The 19827-nt window shown below is 62.1% G+C and carries 17 protein-coding genes and 1 pseudogene; 6 read left to right on the top strand and 12 right to left on the bottom strand.

All coding sequences use genetic code 11. From position 1 onward, the window contains the following. Nucleotides 1–678, bottom strand: a 678-nt coding sequence (locus JWR14_RS02330) for an acyl-CoA dehydrogenase family protein (protein WP_366144497.1), incomplete at its 3' end; no start/stop codon positions are given. A gap of 95 nt (nucleotides 679–773) precedes the next feature. Between JWR14_RS02330 and JWR14_RS02325 the strand changes: the two genes are divergently transcribed. Together JWR14_RS02325 and JWR14_RS02320 are read left to right on the top strand one after the other, a co-directional pair. Beyond that, the gene (locus JWR14_RS02325; RefSeq protein WP_299700637.1) at nucleotides 774–1691 is read left to right on the top strand and encodes a LysR family transcriptional regulator; all 918 of its coding nucleotides are present in this window, start codon (nucleotides 774–776) and stop codon (nucleotides 1689–1691) included. A gap of 783 nt (nucleotides 1692–2474) precedes the next feature. Further along, nucleotides 2475–3659 carry an arabinose transporter gene (locus tag JWR14_RS02320; protein ID WP_299700634.1) on the top strand — a complete coding sequence of 395 codons (1185 nt, stop codon included), beginning with the start codon at nucleotides 2475–2477 and terminating at the stop codon, nucleotides 3657–3659. Nucleotides 3660–3735: 76 nt separating this feature from the next. On the opposite strand, the gene JWR14_RS02315 is transcribed toward JWR14_RS02320, so the two are convergent. The 10 genes from JWR14_RS02315 to pxpA are packed head-to-tail and all read right to left on the bottom strand — an operon-like array spanning nucleotide 3736 to nucleotide 13807. Further along, the gene (locus tag JWR14_RS02315) at nucleotides 3736–5106 is read right to left on the bottom strand and encodes an acetyl-CoA carboxylase biotin carboxylase subunit (protein ID WP_299700631.1); all 1371 of its coding nucleotides are present in this window, start codon (nucleotides 5104–5106) and stop codon (nucleotides 3736–3738) included. A 1-nt stretch (nucleotide 5107) separates the two neighbouring features. Continuing rightward, the gene (locus tag JWR14_RS02310) at nucleotides 5108–5359 is read right to left on the bottom strand and encodes an acetyl-CoA carboxylase (protein ID WP_299700628.1); all 252 of its coding nucleotides are present in this window, start codon (nucleotides 5357–5359) and stop codon (nucleotides 5108–5110) included. Nucleotides 5360–5387: 28 nt separating this feature from the next. Continuing rightward, nucleotides 5388–6386 (bottom strand): biotin-dependent carboxyltransferase family protein, encoded by a 999-nt coding sequence (locus JWR14_RS02305; RefSeq protein ID WP_299700625.1) that lies wholly within the window; start codon nucleotides 6384–6386, stop codon nucleotides 5388–5390. A 4-nt stretch (nucleotides 6387–6390) separates the two neighbouring features. Beyond that, on the bottom strand, nucleotides 6391–7281 hold the full coding sequence (locus JWR14_RS02300; protein WP_299700622.1) for a carboxyltransferase domain-containing protein: 891 nt from the start codon (nucleotides 7279–7281) through the stop codon (nucleotides 6391–6393). Nucleotides 7282–7315: 34 nt separating this feature from the next. Then, the gene (locus JWR14_RS02295; protein ID WP_299700619.1) at nucleotides 7316–8170 is read right to left on the bottom strand and encodes a hypothetical protein; all 855 of its coding nucleotides are present in this window, start codon (nucleotides 8168–8170) and stop codon (nucleotides 7316–7318) included. Then, on the bottom strand, nucleotides 8167–9081 hold the full coding sequence (locus tag JWR14_RS02290; protein WP_299700617.1) for an ABC transporter permease: 915 nt from the start codon (nucleotides 9079–9081) through the stop codon (nucleotides 8167–8169). The genes JWR14_RS02295 and JWR14_RS02290 overlap by 4 nt, the downstream gene beginning before the upstream one ends. Before the next feature lie 34 nt (nucleotides 9082–9115). Continuing rightward, nucleotides 9116–10321 carry a substrate-binding domain-containing protein gene (locus JWR14_RS02285; protein WP_299700614.1) on the bottom strand — a complete coding sequence of 402 codons (1206 nt, stop codon included), beginning with the start codon at nucleotides 10319–10321 and terminating at the stop codon, nucleotides 9116–9118. Between the two features lie 30 nt (nucleotides 10322–10351). Beyond that, on the bottom strand, nucleotides 10352–11548 hold the full coding sequence (locus JWR14_RS02280) for an ABC transporter ATP-binding protein (protein ID WP_299700611.1): 1197 nt from the start codon (nucleotides 11546–11548) through the stop codon (nucleotides 10352–10354). A gap of 2 nt (nucleotides 11549–11550) precedes the next feature. Beyond that, entirely contained in the window at nucleotides 11551–13071 is a 1521-nt protein-coding gene (locus JWR14_RS02275) for a TCP-1/cpn60 chaperonin family protein (RefSeq protein WP_299700608.1), read from the bottom strand. A gap of 10 nt (nucleotides 13072–13081) precedes the next feature. Beyond that, complete coding sequence (pxpA, locus tag JWR14_RS02270; RefSeq protein ID WP_299700605.1) at nucleotides 13082–13807, bottom strand: 5-oxoprolinase subunit PxpA; 726 nt, start codon at nucleotides 13805–13807, stop codon at nucleotides 13082–13084. A gap of 394 nt (nucleotides 13808–14201) precedes the next feature. On the opposite strand from pxpA, the gene JWR14_RS02265 reads away from it, so the two are divergent. Both JWR14_RS02265 and JWR14_RS02260 read left to right on the top strand, forming a co-directional pair. Beyond that, nucleotides 14202–15281: a phosphotransferase gene (locus JWR14_RS02265; protein ID WP_299700602.1), complete on the top strand. Its 1080-nt coding sequence runs from the start codon at nucleotides 14202–14204 to the stop codon at nucleotides 15279–15281. Nucleotides 15282–15286: 5 nt separating this feature from the next. Further along, nucleotides 15287–16627 carry an aspartate aminotransferase family protein gene (locus tag JWR14_RS02260; RefSeq protein ID WP_299700599.1) on the top strand — a complete coding sequence of 447 codons (1341 nt, stop codon included), beginning with the start codon at nucleotides 15287–15289 and terminating at the stop codon, nucleotides 16625–16627. Nucleotides 16628–16672: 45 nt separating this feature from the next. Here the strand turns inward: JWR14_RS02260 and JWR14_RS02255 are convergent, their stop codons facing one another. Then, nucleotides 16673–17488: a GntR family transcriptional regulator gene (locus JWR14_RS02255; RefSeq protein WP_299700596.1), complete on the bottom strand. Its 816-nt coding sequence runs from the start codon at nucleotides 17486–17488 to the stop codon at nucleotides 16673–16675. Between the two features lie 742 nt (nucleotides 17489–18230). Here JWR14_RS02255 and JWR14_RS02250 point away from each other — a divergent pair. After that, a complete protein-coding gene (locus JWR14_RS02250) occupies nucleotides 18231–19163 on the top strand; it encodes an SIS domain-containing protein (RefSeq protein WP_299700593.1) in 933 nt (310 codons plus the stop codon). Nucleotides 19164–19598: 435 nt separating this feature from the next. Then, nucleotides 19599–19827: pseudogene (locus tag JWR14_RS02245) on the top strand (D-aminoacylase); the annotation flags it as partial.

The following is a 19827-nucleotide window of genomic DNA, read 5'->3' as shown; positions in this document are numbered from 1 at the left end:
CGCGCTGCTGCCGCGCATGAACGTCCACGAGTCGGCGACGAATTTGTCTTTCAGGCGCAGGTCATGGCTGCCCGTGCCCTGCATGCCGACCACGTCCCAGTTATCGACGATCTCGACTTCTTCTGCGCGAAACACCGCCGTCAGCGGCTTGCCGGCGTTCGGACTGTCGCTGCCAGCGGGCGCCCCGCCAATGCCCACGCCGATCCAGTCCGCGCCCTTGCAGCCGCTCGCGAAGTGCCATTGGCCGCTCACGGTCCAGCCGCCCGCTGCTGCGGCGGCGGGTTGTATCGGGTAAAGACCGCCGGCGAATACCTGGTCCGGGCCGTTTGCATAGATTTCACGCTGGGTCTCAACGGGCAACGCCGCAAGATAGACATTGGCCGAGCCAAACGCGGCCACCCATGCCGTGGACCCGTCCGCCACCGCAATGCGCTCCAGTACGCGCAGGAAATCGGCGGGCGCGAGCGCATCGCCACCGAAACATTTAGGCGTGCTAGCACGGAAAATCCGGGCACGCTTCATGGTCGCGATCATGTCGCGGGGAACGTGCGAGAGCTGATCGAATTCGTCGCGACGCGCGGCGATTTCCGCAATAACATCGTCCAGCATAAGCGGATTGGCAATTGCGTTCGATGTGCGCGTGAGGGTTGCCAGCTTGGGATCGTCTGCGAGATTCATCGGGGCTCCGGCGTGGTTTTGTATCGATGGAACGGCTTGTCCTCAAGATAGAATTGACCCACCCATGCGTCAAATTCGCACCAATAATGGATGCCATGAACCAGACGAATAGCGGTCTCACCGACCTCAACCTGTTACGTGTATTCCTCGCGATCTGGGACCTCCGCAGCCTCACCGCGGCGGGCGAACGGCTCGGCCTGACGCAACCTGCCGTGAGTCATTCGCTGCGACGCCTGCGCACCTTGTTCGACGATCCCCTCTTCGTTCGCACACCGCAAACCATGGTGCCGACCGAGGCGGCGATCCGCCTTCACGGTCCGCTCGATGAAGCGTTCGGCATCATCAGCCTGGCCATGCAGGCGCATGGTCACTTCGACCCCGCCACTGCGTCGCGCGTGTTCAAGATATCGATGTCGGATATGTCGGAGTTCTACTTCCTGCCGCCGTTGCTTGCTGCATTGGAAAACACGGCGCCGAAGGTTCGCTTCGAGATCGTGCAGCTTGCCTCCGAGTCCGCGGGAGCCGCCATGCGTGCCGGCGAGATCGACCTCGCGCTCGGCTACGTGCCGGGGCTGGAAGAAGGCTGTATAGGCGACACGCTGTTTTCGGATGAACACGTATGCCTGGTTCGTGCGGGACATCCGCTGAAGGGGAAGACAGCGTCGAAGCAGGATCTGGCCGGTTTGCGATACGTCTATGCAAGCACGAACGCGACCGGACACCGGATGATCGAACAATGGCTCGCGGAGCTCGGCATGGAGCGCGATATCGTGCTGCGGCTGCCGCATTTCATCGTGGCGCCGGAGATAGTCCGGACTACAGATCTCGCGGTGATCTTTCCACGCAGCATTGCCGAGCGCTTCAATCGCGGTCGCGCATTCCGGTTGCTCGCATTACCGTTCGATTTGCCGGCCATCGAAGTGAAAATTCACACGCATGTGCGCTTCTCAAGCGATGCCGGCATTCAGTGGCTGCGCGATGTCCTGATGGACATGTTCGCCGTGCAGCCGTGAGGTTTTAGTGCCTGCAGGTATCCCGCGCCCGATGGATGATCGCAACATAGCCGGGTGTGGTGATCTTGGCGATCGGACTGACAAGCTTCCGCTCGATCTTGCTTTCATGAAGTAAATTGTCTTGCGATGGCGCCATTACGTTCCCGAAAGGCTGCCCCGGTTGTCCACGATATTTCCGTTTTGTTTGAGAGTGTTTCAACGCCTGCGCCCATAATCAAACCGCGGCGAGAGTGGCAAAATATGCCCAGCCTTTCAGCCCTTAGCCGAAGGGCATGAAATTGAAGCTTGCGATCAGGCAACGTTTGTAGCGGGCTCGATGGGCCTCAATGGGCTCAATGGCGTCATTAACCGCCTCAGAGATTCGCAGTGCATTGCTCTACGTCGCTCCTTGCCCTGTGCCGGTTGCCTGCCATGAGCTCCCCTCATCGCATCGCCATGACGCCGATAACCCGGGCTCGTAATACCCAGCCGGGCGATATGCCCAACGCCGTGAATACCCGCTATCTGCGCAGCATGCCCCCATCTCCGGCCTCACGTGGCCGCAATGGTCATTGATAGCCGTCGCGGAGAGGTTCCTGTCGCTCGCCTCAAACCTGGGGAACATCGGGCGCCACCGTATCTCCGAGGGACCGAGGCAGTCCGCCGGCTCACCGCATTGCAACTGTAAGCGTCAAACGTCAACCCACGCGCCCCGCCACCGTTTGACGTCGCCAAGGTTCGATTGCGTCTGCATCCTTATTATCTGAACGCGGGCTCACTGGCTCACTTATGGAATTGCTCGTCATGCCTGAAGCATCGAATATCGATATCGCTCCGCGTCGCCTGGTCCGCCTGACGTTCGCACTGTTCCTTTCGTATCTGGCCGTTGCGATGTCGCTGCCGGCCACGTCCGTTTTCGTCACCCGTCAATTCCACTTCGGCAACGCGTTCGGCGGACTGGCCGTGGGGATCGCGTTCCTGTCGACGATCCTGACGCGCAACTATGCGGGCACTCTCTCCGACCACGCGAGCAGCAAGATCTGCATGCTCCGCGGACTCAAGCTTTACTCGCTTGCCAGCGTGATCTGCCTCATTTCCGCGTGGACCGTGCTGCCGCCGTTCGCCGGCTACACGACCCTGCTCGCAGGGCGCTTGCTGCTCGGCCTGGGCGAGAGCCAGGTGGTCGTCGGAACGATCAGTTGGGGCGTCGCCCTCATGGGCGCGAATCGCTCGGGCAAGGTCATGGCACAGATCGGCGCAGGGATGTACGGCGCGTTTGCTGTTGGTGGGCCACTGGGTCTCTTGCTGCTTCATTACGCGGGATTCGGCGGACTGATGGTCGCTTGCATCGTTGTTCCGATGCTCGGTTTGTGGACCGTCCGCGGCTTACCTGAAGTACGCACGCCGGCCGGCAAGCGCGAATCGTTCTGGCGCATTATCGGCCGTATCTGGCGGCCCGGGATGGCGGTGGCGCTACAAGGCGTAGGCTTCGCAGGACTGGGCGCCTTCATCTCGCTGTACTTCTCGAGCCGCGGCTGGCCCTACGCGGGACTCGGCCTGACTTGTTTCGGCGCCGGCTTTGTGATTGTGCGGTTCACGTGTGGTCACTTGCCGGACCGCATCGGGGGCACGCCGGTGGCCATCGTCTCGCTGATGGTCGAAGTCTGTGGGCAATACCTGTTATGGATCGCGCCCGGTCCTTTACTGGCGCTTGCCGGTGCGTTGCTGACCGGGCTCGGCTGTTCGATGGTATTTCCTGCGATGGGTTCCGAAGTGGTCAAACGTGTACCGCCTCAACTGCGGGGCACTGCGCTCGGCGGCTTCGCAGCATTCCAGGATCTGGCTTATGGCGCGACCGGTCCGGTCGCTGGCCTGCTGGCCGATCACTACGGCTATGCCGTCGTGTTCCTGATCGGCGCCCTCGCGGCCACGCTCGGACTGTGTGCGGCGGTTGCCGCGCATCGGGAGAGCATGGCACTCCTCGCCTGAGCATGAACGCGAGCAATGCCGCGCGAAGCCGGGGGGCGCTAGTGTCGAACTGCGGCCACCCGGCTACGCAGTTCGTTCAAGGCATTGTCGCAACAAGTTGGGAAAGGTTAGCCTCCAGGTAGCCGGTATCGTAGGCGCCCGCCACCACGCCCGGATCATCGAGCAAGGCCAGATGAAGCGCCTTCGTCGACTTGACGCCCTCAAAGCTCAACTCGCCCAGGGCGCGCTTCATGCGAGCAATTGCCTCAATACGGCTCGCGTCCCAGACAATGACTTTTGCGAGCAGCGAATCATAGAAAGGCGGCACGCGATAACCTTCGTAGAGGTGAGTGTCGACCCGCACGCCAGGTCCTGCCGGCAGCGTCAGATCCGTCACGACGCCCGGCGCCGGCATGAAATTCCTGGCTGGATCTTCCGCATTGATACGACATTCGATCGACGCGCCGCGCAACACAATATCCGCTTGCCGATAGCCAAGCGATCCGCCACAAGCAAGTCGCAGCGACTCGCGAACAATGTCCACGCCGGTGACCATTTCGGTGACCGGATGCTCGACCTGGACGCGCGTATTCATCTCGATGAAGAAAAACTCGGCCGTCGCCGGATCGTACAGATACTCGACCGTTCCAACACCGGCGTAGTTCACCGATTCCGCCAGCGCCACCGCGGACGCGCACATGCGCTCGCGCACCGCTTCGTTGAGAGAGGGCGACGGCGCTTCTTCCACAAGCTTCTGGCGTCGGCGTTGCAGCGAACACTCGCGCTCGTACAGATGGATCGCCTGCCGGCCATCGCCAATGATCTGCACCTCCACATGCCGAGCCCGGCCGACGAACCGCTCGAGGTAAAGACCGCCATAGCCGAACGCGCTTTCTGCCTCGCGCGTCGCGACGACAAACTGCGCGGCCAGCTCCTGCGCATCAGCGGCCACGCGAATGCCTCGCCCGCCTCCGCCCGCAGCCGCCTTGAGCATGATGGGATACCCCACCCGCTGCGCTTCCTGAAGCGCTAACTCAACGCCCTCGATCACCCCGTCGCTTCCCGGCACCGTCGGCACGCCGGCCTTTTTTGCACACGCTCGTGCAGCGGCTTTGTCGCCCATCAGCGAGATCGCCCGCGGCGACGGCCCGACGAAGATCAGGCCCGCATCTTGTACGGCCTGCGCAAACGCGCTGTTCTCCGACAAGAACCCATATCCCGGGTGCACGGCGTCGGCGCCGGAACGTCTGGCGGCATCGACGACCGCCCGCACATCGAGATAGCTTTTTGCAGCGGGAGCCGGTCCCAGGACCTCGACCGCCGAGGCCATGCGCGCCGCGAGACTATCTCTATCCGCTTCGCTGCAACCCAGCACCGTTTCCATTCCGAGTTCACGAGCCGCACGAATGACGCGTACCGCAATTTCCCCACGATTCGCAACAAACACCTTCCTGATCGAGCGTTCCAAGTCAGCTCCCGCCGGTTGCGATAAAGGCAAGCGTCGCGTCCGCGTCGACAGCATCGCCATCATTCACGGAAAAGGCGCGCAGCACGCCAGCCACGCCGGCGCTCACATCATTGAACTGCTTCATCAGTTCGACCACCCCGATCACCGTGTCCGCGTTCACGGCTTGTCCCTCCTGCACGAACGGCGGTGCGCCGGGCGCAGGACTCCTATAGAAAGTGCCAGGCAATTCGCTCCTGACTTCTGCGTCTGACATGAATATTTCTCCCTGGGTTTCAAGCGTTCTATCTGGCCAGATCGACCAGAGATTGGTGGCTGCACACTTCATCCAGGCGACGCCTCGCCGCGCTTGCTTCGTCCATCGTCACCTGCCGGAATCGCAGCTTTTCGTTCGGACGTGCTTGCCCGAGCCGCCAAAGATCGCAACGCGGGACAGTGAACGGGATGATGAAACCGCCTGCGCTTGGGGCATCGTGGATCAGGACGATCGCCGTCTGCCCCGCGATGCTGATGCCACCGAGCGGATAGCCGTGATCGAGGATATTGGACGGGTCGCGGCCATGCTCTGGCCGCTTCGAATACGCCCGCTCGGAGAACGTGAATTCGGGCCCGGTCAGGCGTAAGCCGGTTCGGTTGCTGCGCGCCTGGACGGTCCATTCACTGTTGAAGAACATTTCGATCGCTTCGCTGTCCAGCCACGAATCGTTCGGTCCCAGCATGGCCGCGACTGCCTGTTCTTCCCGGCGGGTCCGGTCCTTGGGGTCGACCGGCGGACGAGCAGCGAGCGCAACCTGCAATAACCCGGGCGACCCAGCCGCTTCGCCCAGCGGCACATGCTCGCCATTTTTCAACGCCCCGCCGCTCAAGCCGCCGATTCCCGCCATATGGAAGGTTGCGCGCGAACCGAGCACGGCGGGCGTGTGCACCCCGCCCGCGATCGCAATGTAGCCCCGTGCCCCGGTTCGCGCCGCGCCGCAAGCCAGCACCTGACCTGCCCGAACCTGCAGCGTCTGCCACAGCGGCACTGGCGCGTCGTCGAGCTTCGCCGCCATGTCCGCTCCGGTCAACGCGATCGTGCAAGCGCGATGAAAGCGCAGCGTCGGCCCCACGAACTGCCACTCGAGGGCCGCCGTATCGCGATCATTGCCCACCAGCAGGTTTGCCAGCCGGAACGACCACGGGTCGGCGGGCCCGGACGGCGGGAATCCCTGTTCCCAATGCCCGATGCGCCCCGGCAACTCCTGCACCGTCGTCTCCAGCCCGGGTTTCAAAATCTCCAGCATCGGCTCATTCCTCTCCAATGTCCTGCAGCCAGGCGTGATATCTCGGGATCGAAAACGTCTGATAGTCGACCATCGGATGCCGGTAGGTCCCCTCGGCAACTTGCGCTTCAATATGGTCGTACTCGTCCCGCTCGATCGGCACGAAACGCACGCGGTCGCCGGGGCGAACCAGTGCCGGGCTGTCCTTGAACGCCGCGAGACGCTGGTCGCGATCCCAGGTGGGCATGGGCGTACGCGCGAAAATTTGATAGCCGCCGGGGGTCCGGTCCGGATAAATGCAACTGATGCCTCCGCCCAGGCCGATGGTCCCTTTGGGCGTCCAGCCTCGCGGCGGGTTGTACTTCGGCGCATTCAATTGCGCACGGGGATCGAGCGGCATCAGTGAGCAAAGGCCCGGCCAGAACCCTAGCGCCGCCACCCAGTACTCGGTGCTCGAATGCACGCGCTGCAGCGCCGCGCGGTCCGGCAGGCCGTTGGCTTCGCACAGCAGTTCGGGATCAGGCAGCTTGTCCGGATAGGTCTTCCGATAATCGTCTACGCATTCGCTCGTCCACGGGTCGAAGTACAGCGCCGGCACGTGGAACAGCCGGCTCGGCATTTCCTGAGCGCCCTGGCCGTTGCCATCGCTGCTTCCGTTTGCGTTGCCGGCCGTCAGCTCGAACAACTTCTTGATTTCGCTGACGGTATCGGCGAACGAAATACGGTCGGGATCATACGAAACCAGCAACGACGCAAGCTCCGGAACCAGTTCGACAATCCCTTCTATCTTCGCCGCGCGGATCGCCGACGCCAGCGCGTGCACACGCACGTTCAGGTTGAAACTCATCTCGTCGCCCAGCTCGACCTCGATGAAACAATCGCCGCCCGGCTTGAAATGCGGTTCGCAGTGGTGCATAGGAAAAATTCCGGATAGTAAGTTCGATGGCCCGTCAGTTCTTGTCCATCCGGACAAAAAGTACCCAGAACAACGCCGCGAGAAGGGGCAGCACCACCGCCAGCACGATAGTCTCGAGACTAAAGATTACGGGTACCTGCGACTGCTGCGACGACGCCATCGTCCAGTTCCAGATAGGCATGGTCGTCGCAGTGCCGCGCAGGAAGATTGAGCGCTGCACTTCGTTGAATGAAATCAGGAATCCAAAGGTTCCGGCACCGACTATCCCTGGCCGGAGAATCGGCATCTCGATGTCCCAGAAGGTGCGCCATCCCGAGGCGCCGAGATCGGCGGCCGCTTCGACCAGGCGGCTGTCGAAGCGCGTGGTGAGGACCAGTACGATCAGCAGCGAAAAGGGGAACGCCCAGACTACATGCCCGAGAAAGATCGACCAGAAGCCAAGGGTCAGCCCAAGCATTGGGCGCAAGAAAATGAATTGGGCTGCGCCCATCGACATGCCCGGGATGAACAGGGGCAGGATGGCAAGCAGCACGAGCGTCCCGGCCCGTTTCGAATGCGGCAATGCGCGGCCGACCAGGGTCGCGGTGACGGCGGTGACGAAGCCGACGCCAACAGCGATCAGCACGCTGATGCCAAAAGGCGCAAGCCAGCTGCCATTCTGGAACAGCGAGACGTAATTCGCGCCCGAAAACGGAAACGGCAGTCCCGACAGCGGCCGGGCGCTGACCGACATCAGGGCAAGCCACAGCAATGGAAAATAGATCAGGCCGAGCACGCCGAACAGGGTCCACCTGGCGAGCCGGGCCCAGCCTTTCCAGTAACTCCACTCGCCGCCCTGTACGAATGAGTCCGGCTGCCGGGCCGGCATGTCGATGACCGAATCGTTCAACTTTGAAGATTCCGGAAAGAGGTGGACAAGTCGGCGAACCGGCGCGTGAGGAACATGAGCAGGGCAAGGATCAGCCCGACCATCAGGATCACGAAGCTGGACAAAGCGGCGACCACGGGATATCGCAGTGCGCTGTAGGCACTGTCGACCGAATTGCTCAGCATGTTGACGAAGCCGCCGCCCAGCATGTTCGGTTCGATCCATGATGCGAGCGCCGGGCCCAGCGTGAACACGACGCCCGCAAGCACGCCCGGCAACGACAGCGGCAGGATGACGTCGAACAGGATGCGGGCAGGCGTCGCGCCGAGGTCGGCTGCAGCGGCGATCAACGTATCGTCGATAACGTTGATCGCCATGTAGATGGGCAGGATCATCATCGGAAAATCCGAGACGATCATGCCGAAATGAACAGCGGGCTCGCTATAAAGCATTCCCTGGATCGGCGAGCCGATGAGGTGCAAGGTCATCAGGACGTGATTGATCAGTCCGTTCTCGTCGAGGATGCCTCGCCACACGATGATCCGTGACGAAAGGTCGAGAAAAAACGGGATGGTCAGCAAAGCCAGTACGAGCGCCCTGGTCGTTTTGCTGCACCCACCCTTGGCCAGCCATAGCGCCGACGGAAACGCCAGTACAAGCTCGATCACCGTTACCGTCAGTGCGATGCGCAGGGTTCGCACGGTCACCTCGAAGCGCCCCGAGGTGAAGAGGCTTTCCCACGTGGCGAGCGACGGCCGGTAGATCATCGCGAAGTTGCGGCTTTCAAAGAAGCTGTAGGCGAACAGCACCACGAGCGGCGCAATGACGACGAATAGCCACACGCCCAGGAACGTGGGCAATAGCCACGGTGACCGGTCGAGGGGCGTGCGCATGGCCGGGCGCCGCGCAGGTTTCAGGGTTACATCGCTCATGGTGCGTTCCACGTTCCAGTCGGGGATCAGGAGTCTATGCGTTGAGGAAACGCTGCCACTCTTCCTCGATCGCGTCCGAGTGCGAAGGCGTCGTGGTACTCACGAACGGCTTCGTGAACTTCCGGTCGACTTTCTCCTGAGTCGCCTTGAGATTGTCAATGTCCTCCTGCTTCCAGCCGTTCGCGCCGGCGTATTTCACAGCCAGGTCCATGTTCGGACCCGCATAGCCACGATCACGCGCCTGTAACGCGCGATATTCGCCATCGAGAAAATAGTTCAGCATCTTGTAGATGTTGTTCATATTGCCGCGATCCTTGGCCTGCGACGCGATGTACGCGCCGTGGCCCCACTTGTAGTAGCCCTCGTTCGTATAGGCATAGCGCGTCTTGCCATCGCCCAGCTTCTGGTTGGCTTCACGCACGGCCGGCTCCCAACAGTTCAGGATGTCGACTTCATGGTTGCTCAGCAACTGGATCTGCTCTTCAAACGAGGCCACCAGCGTACGGAACTGCCCCGCCTTCTTGCGCGCCACGAGGAAGTCCACCACCGTCTTCGCTTCCGCCGGCGAAGGGTCGGCGGGATTGACGATCTTCGCCTTGCCCGTGGAATTGAGGTAGAGCGCCGCTACCCCGATCGAGTAGTTCCAGGTCTTGTCATAACCCACGCGGCCGCGCGTGCGGTCGTCGTCGAACATCATTTTCCACGACACGTCCGCACTTCCGTCAGGGTTGACACCGAGCTTGTCAGGGAAATAGCCGAAGCTGTCGGCGTTGCCGATCACGGGCACGCCGTATTGCTTGCCATCGGAGCCGAGCACGGTTTGCGAGCGCTTCCAGGTATCCGGCGTGCGTTGCCACAGCTTGAGCTCCGGATTTTTTTCATCGATCACCAGGTACGCGCCCTGTGGCCCGAGGATGTTTTGGGTGCCGCCCTCGAAGATGAACAGGTCCACCTTGTTGCCCATCTGTGAGGCCATCACGTCGCGCATGAAGACGCCGACGTCGTTGCCGGAGCCGACGTACTCCATCTTCAGGCCCGTCGACTTCTGCAGGATCGACCAGTCCTTCAACTGTGCGGTCGTCACGCCATAAGCGCGCACCGTGGAGGATGCCGCCGCGTTAGCCAGGCGGTTCAGCCCGAAGGTCCCACCAAGCGCCAGTGCGCCGGTGGCTGCGATGGTCTTCAACATGTCCCGACGGGACAGGTCCAACTGCGATGTGATCGAATGCCGGTCTTTCATGATTGCCCGCCTTGGTTCGTGTCTGGGAAATTACTGTGGAAGAACAACGCAATCCTGCATGCGGCAAGCGACTGCATCGAACGCGCCGGGCGCCGTGCCGTGGTCCCAACTGCGAATCTTCAGCACTGCGGCGGCTGGCGTTCGAGCGGTCCGGTCGGTGTATTTCCCCCGATACACATGCGCGTCCGGCGTGCAGGCGAGCACATTGAGCTCCGCGGCGGCCGTCGCACTCATGAGCGCACTCGTGACCGGCGTGAGCCGCTCGGCCCTTACCGCCAGCAAGGCCGCGTCGCCACGCTTGAGACGTGTGCCGGGCGGACAGTGACCGCGCATCGTCACGCCGTCGAGATCGACGGTGATCTGTGCAGCGTCCGGGTCGCTTGTCACGGTACAGGGCAGCACGTTGTCGAAGCCCATGAATTCGGCGGCGAACCGGCTCGTCGGGCGATCGAAGAGATCCTCGGGTGTACCGCTCTGTTCGATCCGCCCGCGCCGCATCAGCACAATGCGGTCGCTCATCGTCAGCGCTTCTTCCTGGCTGTGCGTGATGTAGACGAAGGTCATTCCGAGCGCCTGGTGGATCTCGACCAGCTCGGCTTGCATGTCAAAGCGCAGGCGTTCGTCGAGCGCGCCGAGCGGCTCATCCAGCAGCAGGATCGCCGGACGCGTGACAATGGCGCGAGCCAGCGCCACCCGTTGCCGTTCACCGCCCGACAACTGGCCGATCCTGCGCGTCCCTTTGCCGCCGAGCCGCACCATCTCGAGCGCCTGGCTGGCCTGCTTGCGGCATTCGTCGCGGCCCACGCCACGCAAGCGCAAGCCGTAGCCGACGTTATCCTCCACCGACATGTGCGGAAACAACGCATAACTCTGGAACACGGTCGTGCAGTTGCGTTTGGCGGCAGGCACATTCATCACGTCGACGCCGTCCAGCGTCAGTTGCGCCGCGGAGGTCACTCGTTCGAGTCCGGAAATCACACGCAGCATGGTGGTCTTGCCGGAACCGCTCTCGCCCAGGATCGTCAGGAATTCACCGCGCTTCACTTCGAGCGAAACGTGATCGAGCGCCGTCACCTGACCATAGCGATGCACCACGTCCACCGCCCGGAGAATAGCGTCGGCGCTCGACATACGTGCTTCCGACGGTCGCACACGTTCACCGGATGCATGCACGGACGTGGCCGACATCGATACAAACGGAGAAGCGCTGGCGGAATCGCTTCGCATTTTCAACATATCAGGACCTCAATGGTCAACAGGGTCGCGGCGACAGAAAATGCCCGCCGAACGATGGCGAGCGTAGTCGACAAGGGATCGACAACATCGTCTGGAATGCTTAGCGATGCCACCTCGACACCGGCATTGCGCGCAATCTGGGCGGCGACCACGCGGCAGCCCGACGTGACCGCATCGAGGGCCGCACGGCGTACGGGCAAAGCCATGTCAGGAAATTCATCGCGCAATGCGTGCGGCAAGGCATCGGCGAGCGCATTGAGCGCCTGGCCACCGCCGGCGACCACGCCCTGCTGCCTCGCCGCACGCACCGCAGCGAGCGCGGCTCGAGCCCCGTCCATACGCTGGCCGGTCTCCCACGCGGTGTGCCCGCCTACACGCAGCTCACCCCAGCCGAGTCCCAGGCGCGCGGCGCGACGCAGCAGCCGTTCGCGATCCAGCGACACATGACGTTGCGCATCAGCTTCGGCAAGAATCAGCGCGCGCCGGGCAGTAATGTCTTGCTCCGTGCCGGCCGGATCGATGAACAACGCGCGCGCGCCGTCGACGACCAGACGCGCCACGCGTCCGAGCATTGCCGGCCGCACGCCGGCAATGGAGACGCCGGTCTCTTCGCTGACAAGAGTCGCTCCCGTGACGGCGCACAGGTCTTCGAGCACGCTCATTGCGTGCAGCCCTGCGTCCGCCGGAACCAGTCCCAGCACATGCATGCGCAGGCCCGCACGATTCGCGACCAACGTAGCGCGCGCGGCACCTTCAATGCCTCGCGCCACCACGACCAGCGACTTCGAACGCGACACGAACTGTTCGAGGACGCGCACAAGCGGCCCGAAATCGCTCAGTACTTCGTTGACCACCAGCACATGCACGGTGTCCATCTCGAGTCGCATGCCCTGTTCCGCGCTCCCTGCGCCGATGGCGTCGGGTTTTACATCGAGACAATAGCCGTCGAACTGCTCGAATCGAACTCCTGGCCGCCAGCCTTCAGACACGTCGACAGCGCCTGCTTCGGATAACGAAGCAGAAATATGCGCCACGGCCCGCGCGACTTCCTCGTCACCGCATGCGGCACGGGCTATGGCGAGTGCGTCGGGCGCGGGACAACGCTGCGCGTCCAGCATGGCTGGCAGCGTCCCGGCGATCCGGCGAATCGCATCACCCAGCAAAACCGGCGGCACACCTTGCGCCACGCGCGCCGCCGCCACGGCATGAGCTGCCACGGCAATGCAGGCCGTGCGCGCCGTGCCGTCGCCCAGGTCGCGCTGGACGTCCCAGAGCGCATCCCTGAGAAGGCGTGGTGCCACGGACCATGCACCGCTCTCCTGGGTGACCTGACGGGCAATGGCCAGGCCTCCATTGGCATGGCGCGGCCCGCCGGAACCGCCGTCATACATCAGCCCTCGCCCGAGCGGTCCAAGCGACGCGCCGATTGCCCGCGCACTTTGCGCCAGCGACCTGGCGACGACTTCGCGCGCGGCAGCTCCAGTGATGATGCGAGAGGTGCTCAAGGTGTCCATGGGCGGCGCTTCAGAGCCGGTCAACGACGGCTTCATACACCGCCTTCGCGAGCGGGATGGCCCCGGGCGTGTCGCTATGTATGCAGATGGAATCCGCGGCGACCGCAACCTCGTGCCCGTTGACCGACTTCGCTGTGTGCATCGTCAGTGCCCGCATCACGCGAACGACGGCGTCATCGGGTGTGACGAGCGCATGCTTCATCGCGATGATCTGGCGGCCATCGTCGTCATAGTCGAGGTCCGAATAGAACTCGCATGAATACTCGACGCCGCGCCGATCGAAGACGCGGGTCATTTCGCTATCCGAGCAGGCGATCACCGGCAAGCCGAGCGCGAGGGCAGCGTCCGCCACGCCCTCGGCAACCGGCGCGTATTTCATTGCCATGCCCATCAATGCGCCGTGTGGCTTGATGTGCGACAGCGACATGCCCTCGGCGTCGAGAAACGCGCGCAGTGCGCCGGTCTGGTACAGCACGAGCGCCGCGATTTCCTCGCGCGACAGTTTTATTTCGCGCCGCCCGAAGCCCTCCCGGTCCGGCAGTCCCGGATGGGACCCCACCTTGATGCCATGGCGCTTCGCCGCGCGCACCGTCCGCCACATCACGCTCGGGTCGGACGCGTGGAAGCCGCAGGCCACGTTCGCGTGCGTGACGAACGGCATCACGTCCTCGTCGTCGCCCAGGTGATAAATCCCGAATGCTTCACCCATGTCGCAATTGATCGTCAGCTTCTTCATTGACTTCCCTTTCAGCAACTCGACAGCCGCGCAAGCGGCACTTCGAGGATGATATTTGCAGGCGAATTTGCTCGTCCACTCCCGCTTACTGACCCCTTTCTGGGCTCAATCTATGAGATATGATATATCATGAAAAGCGTGGAAAAAAATAAAGATTGCCGGTCTTCGCGACTCTTTCAGGCAACTTGATGAATCTCTGAATCGTAATACCAGAAAGGATCTCGCGGTAACTAAGCTATTTATGTGCGTACTTGGCACCAAGGTACAAACGAACTCCAACAGCTCGCATTTTGTTTGCGCTTGGCCGAAACAAAGTCTACGTGATACGCTTGGCACATGATATATCATATCTCAACATTCTTGACTGGCCAGAGCGCCTTCACGGGGGAAAAGCATGAGTGGCTTTGACGTCAAAGTTGACGGTAACGTCGAGGAGACGGTGAACGGCATCTTGAGCGTCGCCGCGGAGGAAGTGGATATTGCCGATGCGCAGAGGCTGGTGGCCAGCCACTACGGTATTGCTGGTCAAGCATCGCGCCTGACCAGCGAGCGAGACCAGAACTTCAGGATTTCGGCCGGGGACGGGCGCGAGTACGCGCTCAAGATCAGCAATCCCGCCGAGCATCCTTCGATCAACGACTTCCAGGTCCGCGCGCTGATGCACGTGGCAGCCGTCGATCCGGGTCTGCCCGTGCCGCGGGTTCTCGCTGCCCTCGACGGGCAGTCGCACCTACTTTTGCCGTTCGCCGAAAATCGTACGAGAGGGGTGAGACTGCTTTCATATCTGCCCGGCGTACCGCTCTATACGGTCGAGCGCACAGCCACCCAACGCCGCCAGCTCGCCGCCCTGCTCGCGCGGCTGGGACTCGCGCTGCGCGGCTTTTTCCACGGCGCCGCGGGCCACGATCTGGCGTGGGACATCAAGAACGCAAGCCGCTTGCGGGCGTTGCTCGCGCATATTGCCGATGCCGAGCGGCGCCGCACAGCTCAGCATTTCCTCGACAACTTCGAGTTACATGCCCAACCGCTACTGCCCCGGCTCCGTGCCCAGGTCGTACATAACGACCTGAATCCGCACAACGTCCTGGTGGATCCCGAACGCCACGATTGCATTGCGGGGATTCTCGATTTTGGCGACATGGTGCACACACCGCTTGTCAACGACGTTGCGGTGGGCGCGTCCTATCACATGAACGGCGCGGGCGATCCGTGGGATGCGGTAGCGGAGTTCGTGGCCTCTTATCATGCGGTGTCGCCGCTTGAGCGCGAGGAAGTCGACTTGCTCTTCGATCTCATCGCCGCCCGCTTCGTCCTCACCGTCACGATCACTGGTTGGCGCGCCCAGCGCTATCCGGAAAACAGTGCTTATATCCTGAAGAATAACGCCGGGGCCTGGAACGGGCTCACCTACCTTCGAACCCTTCCACGCGAGACGGCGCAAGCGCGCTTGCGCATCGCGTGCAACATGGAGTGATCCCGATGTCAAAAACGCTGATGGTCAATGCGTTCAACCCGGCCACGGCCGACCAGCTCGATGCGCCGCTGCGTGCGCTGCTCGCGCGCAGGCAACGCGTTCTCGGTCCTTCGTACAAGCTGTTTTATGAGGAACCGCTGCATCTCGTGAGGGCCGAGGGCGTATGGATGTTCGACGCGCAGGGCAACCGTTATCTCGACGTCTATAACAATGTGCCCTCCGTGGGGCACTGTCATCCGCACGTGGTGTCGGCCATCGCGAAACAGGCGGCGACGCTCAATACGCACACCCGCTATCTGCACGAATTGATCCTGACGTACGCGGAGAAACTGGTCGCGACATTTCCGGCCGAGCTGTCCAACGTCATGTTCACCTGCACCGGCAGCGAAACGTCCGATCTCGCGCTTCGAGTCGCGCGTAATTTCACGGGAGGCACCGGCATCATCGTCACCGAGACTGCCTATCACGGCATCACCAGCGCGGTGTCCGAGGTGTCACCGTCGCTGGGAAGCCACGTGCCGCTCGGCGTTCATGTGCGCACCGTCCCTGCGCCCGATCCCTTGCGCTCGACCGGCTCGGCCGGTAGCGATGTCGGAGAGACCTTTGCCGCCCACGTCGAGGCAGCGATCCAGGACCTCGCCCGCCATGGCATCCGCGTGGCCGCCCTCCTCGTCGACACGATATTTTCCAGCGACGGTGTCTATTCCCACCCCGCGGGCTTTCTGGCGCCGGCCGTGGATGCGATACATCGTGCGGGCGGCGTGTTCATCGCCGATGAGGTGCAGCCGGGGTTCGGGCGTACCGGCGAGAACATGTGGGGATTCCAGCGGCACGGTGTCCTGCCTGATCTCGTGATCCTCGGCAAGCCGATGGGCAACGGCATACCGATTGCCGGGCTCGTCGCGAAGCCGGAAGTGCTCGCAGACTTCGCTTTGCGCGCGCGCTATTTCAATACCTTCGGCGGCAATCCGGTGTCGTGCGCGGCCGGACTCGCTGTGCTCGAAGTGATGGAGAAGGAGAACCTGATGGCCAACGCGGAAGCGACAGGCCGATACATGAAACAGGGACTGGAATCGCTGGCAGAACGGTTTTCGGCGATTGGGGAAGTACGCGGTGTCGGCTTGTTCATGGGCGCCGACCTGGTGAAGGACCGGGAGCGACTGGAGCCCGATCCTGCATTGGCGATCCGCCTGGTCAACGGCTTGCGCAAGCGCCGGATCCTGATCGGCGCGTCCGGCCCGGAGGGCCATGTTCTCAAGATCCGGCCGCCACTGCCGTTTTCGAAAGACAACGCCGACCAGTTCCTGAATGCCCTGGAGGACACGCTGCAGGAGGAAACAGCGTGAAGTGAGACCTCCCGGGATGCGGCTTGCGCTGTCATCCCGATCACCTCACTTCGCCGCCGATTTCTGTGCAGCCTTGCCGCTTTTCGAACGAGGGCTGCCGCTGCGCGCATCGGGCGCCAGACCGGACACGGCATGCCCGGCTTCAGCTTCGCCTTCGGATCCGTCGCTGAGTGGCAAGCCGGCTTCCGCACCATTGACCACCAGGATCTTCAGGCGCGGCCGCAACGCGTTTCCCGCGGCCACGAGGTCTTCGGCGAGCTTCTGCCTGACGCCGTGAGCGTCGCCGCTTTCGAGCGCCCCAACAATTTGCCGGTGGTGCTGGTTCGCATGCTCGCCGCCGTAGTCCGGAGCATCGAGCAAGCCATAAAACACCGGACCGACCTGACCCCACAGGTTTTGAATGAGCTCGAGCAGCCGTGGCTGATTCGCCTTCTTATAAATCTCGAAGTGAAATTTCTCGTTGAGTTCGCGGTACGCGGTTTTTTCGCCTTCCTCGATCGTCTTGTCCATGGCGACCAGGGTCTTCTTCAGGCGAACGATATCGGTGGGCCGGAAGTTGGGCGTCGCCAGTTCTCCGGCGAGCCCTTCCAGCTCGCAACGGATCCTGTAGATCTCCGCGAAATTCTCGGGTGACAGCGACGGCACGACGATCGTGCGATTCGGCAGCATCACGAGCAGACGTTCGGCGACCAGCCGTTGGAGCGCCTCGCGCACCGGCGTGGTCGAGATGCCGTAGCGTTCGGCAAGCGATCGTATGATAAAGACCTGCCCCGGGTGAAACGTCCCGGATATCAAACCGCCCTTCAAGATGGCGTAAGTACGATCGTTGAGATTCTGATGCTCGAGTTTGTCTTGCCGCATATTGTCGAGTTCCGGTCTATGTGTGATGGCGCAAAGCGGGAACCAGGCCGTCGGACGCCGCGGCGGCTTGCGCGGCGACGGCGCTCCGAAACGTGCAAACTGGACCGAAAATAGCGTCCGCCAGAAGCGTCTGTTTCGCCGGCCGGACCACGCAATTGCAGGCGACTGACGCTTTCTCCCCTCGATATGATATATCAAGAGATGTGGGTCAGCGGTGCTGCGATCAGACGGCGGATCCGGATGAGAACCGGATCCGCGAGGTGTCCGGGCATTGGCTGCGGCGCACAGGGGCTCACACACGATGTGACGGGCAAGCGGCCTGTGATACGTGCGGAACAACCTCGGTGCCGGACAACCTCCGCGATGAATCGATCGCGACCACCCGGGGGTACCTGCATGCGAACGACGATGATCAGGATCGTGCACAGGGGCGGGACTGAGACTCAACAGGTAGCTGGATAACTATCGATCAAAGGTCGGCATAAGCGGGGCTGTGAAGCAGGGCTATGAAGCAGGACTGTGACTGGTAGACGCCGAGCGGTCGCTGTTGAGCGCACGGAATGCCTTGCATTGATAACGCTCCGAGTCATTCTGGGGCTCGTTGAAAATGAACTGGTCTATCATCCAAAAATAGGGACGGCGCCGCTCGCGGACCTTCATGGACCCACACCGCAGCGCCGCGTCTGCACCGCCTTCGACCGTGTTACGGTGGCCGAAACGCTCAAAATCAGCCAAGGGAAGCATGGATATCCTGCAAGTCGTACCGCACTCCACCACGGACACCCTCGCGAGAATCCGGGCAATTTCCGAGTCCTTGCCGGACGCGCAGCTCCTGGTCGGGAAGGCGATACTCGCAGAGCCGGAGTGGTCGGTGCGAGCCAGTGTCGCGGAGATCGCGCACCGCGCGGGAGTCAGCGCGCCCACCGTCATTCGATTCTGCCGTGCCGTCGGATTCGAGGGCTTGAGCGACTTCAAGCTGCAGCTTGCACAAAGCCTGGCAGTGGGCACACCGTACCTTCATCGGGCAGTGAACGCTCAGGATGGCGTGCCCAGTCTGATCCACAAGATCTTGTACGCCGCCGCTGCTGTGCTGACCAGCCTTGAAAGCCAACTTGACCCCGATACGATCAGCCTGGCTATCGAGAAACTGGCCGTGGCCGAGCGGATCGAGTGCTATAGCGTGGGCAACGTGTCAACCTTCCTCGCGAGCGACGCCCAGTCGCGCTTCGCCCGGCTTGGCCTCATGTCCAATGCCTATTTCGATCCGCACATGCAGGTCATATCGGCCGCCTCGCTCTCTCCCCGCGACGTCGTGCTCGCCATCTCGCATGTCGGTCGCATGCCCACCTTGCTGGAGGCGGTAGCACTCGCGCGTGAACAGGGCGCGACGGTGATCGGCATCACACAGCCTGATACGCCGCTCGCCAGGCAATGTTCCATTCCAATCGGGATGGTCGTGCCGGAGGACGCCGCCGCGCGCGTGGGCACGGAGGCCTACATCGCGGGTCAGGTCCTCCTCGAGGTCCTGATGGTCGGCGTAGGCCTGCGGCTTGGGCCCTCCGCACTCGAGCGCCTCAAGCGAGTCCGGTCGGTGCTCAGAGAGCGCGGCGTCGACACCGAGGTCCATCCGGCCCTGCAGCGAGCATGGTCCGAAGCGGAACCCGACCCTCTGTAAGAAACAAAACACGTGAGCAAAGGCAAGGCGCGTGACCCGCCATGCCCCTCCATCCCCGCCGTCCTCGCCGTCCTCGCCGGCCCCCACTCTCGTCTCCCACGCTCATCCCTCAAAATTTTATTTTTCTTTTGACATCGAACTATCGACGTTTTACGCTTGATCATGAAATTTTGTTACATGACGAAGCGGTCCACGCAATTACACCGTCGTGCATCCCTACATTAAAAAAGGCACTTCAATAAGAATAAGAGCGAGGTTTAATCACTTGGCCCCTTGTTTTGTAGCGCATCTGTAACCTGTACTGCGAATAAGACGGAAGAGTGTCGCAAGCGACGCTTTTCCATTTTGACGAACTCCAGGCAAAGGTTTAGCTTTGATAGTGAAATTTAATTACATATCGGATCATTCGGTGTTGGTCTTCGCGGAGTCACGGCCATGACCGACACCCGGCACGCGCAAGAGCCTGCGCATTTGCTGCTGCAGGGCGGACACGTGATCGACGGCACTGGGACGTCGCGATTTCGCGCCGACGTCCGGGTGGAAAACGGGCGCATCAGCGAAATCGGCGCGGATCTCGAGGTGCGCGGGGCGACCTCGATCGATGCAGCCGGGAGAATCGTCGCCCCGGGATTCATCGACGTGCACACGCATGACGACCAAAGCG

Origin of the sequence: Caballeronia sp. (assembly GCF_028292365.1) — a bacterium.
Classification (GTDB): domain Bacteria; phylum Pseudomonadota; class Gammaproteobacteria; order Burkholderiales; family Burkholderiaceae; genus Caballeronia.
The sequence above is the reverse complement of the archived record's forward strand: the minus strand, read 5'-3'. Positions and strand labels throughout refer to the sequence as shown.

Coding starts and splice junctions, on each gene's coding strand:
- JWR14_RS02305 (WP_299700625.1), bottom strand. CDS start 6,386: ATGCTGGAGATTTTGAAACCCGGGCTGGAGACGACGGTGCAGGAGTTG.
- JWR14_RS02320 (WP_299700634.1), top strand. CDS start 2,475: ATGCCTGAAGCATCGAATATCGATATCGCTCCGCGTCGCCTGGTCCGC.
- pxpA (WP_299700605.1), bottom strand. CDS start 13,807: ATGAAGAAGCTGACGATCAATTGCGACATGGGTGAAGCATTCGGGATT.
- JWR14_RS02250 (WP_299700593.1), top strand. CDS start 18,231: ATGGATATCCTGCAAGTCGTACCGCACTCCACCACGGACACCCTCGCG.
- JWR14_RS02255 (WP_299700596.1), bottom strand. CDS start 17,488: ATGCGGCAAGACAAACTCGAGCATCAGAATCTCAACGATCGTACTTAC.
- JWR14_RS02290 (WP_299700617.1), bottom strand. CDS start 9,081: ATGAGCGATGTAACCCTGAAACCTGCGCGGCGCCCGGCCATGCGCACG.
- JWR14_RS02300 (WP_299700622.1), bottom strand. CDS start 7,281: ATGCACCACTGCGAACCGCATTTCAAGCCGGGCGGCGATTGTTTCATC.
- JWR14_RS02310 (WP_299700628.1), bottom strand. CDS start 5,359: ATGTCAGACGCAGAAGTCAGGAGCGAATTGCCTGGCACTTTCTATAGG.
- JWR14_RS02265 (WP_299700602.1), top strand. CDS start 14,202: ATGAGTGGCTTTGACGTCAAAGTTGACGGTAACGTCGAGGAGACGGTG.
- JWR14_RS02285 (WP_299700614.1), bottom strand. CDS start 10,321: ATGAAAGACCGGCATTCGATCACATCGCAGTTGGACCTGTCCCGTCGG.
- JWR14_RS02275 (WP_299700608.1), bottom strand. CDS start 13,071: ATGGACACCTTGAGCACCTCTCGCATCATCACTGGAGCTGCCGCGCGC.
- JWR14_RS02325 (WP_299700637.1), top strand. CDS start 774: ATGAACCAGACGAATAGCGGTCTCACCGACCTCAACCTGTTACGTGTA.
- JWR14_RS02280 (WP_299700611.1), bottom strand. CDS start 11,548: ATGCGAAGCGATTCCGCCAGCGCTTCTCCGTTTGTATCGATGTCGGCC.
- JWR14_RS02260 (WP_299700599.1), top strand. CDS start 15,287: ATGTCAAAAACGCTGATGGTCAATGCGTTCAACCCGGCCACGGCCGAC.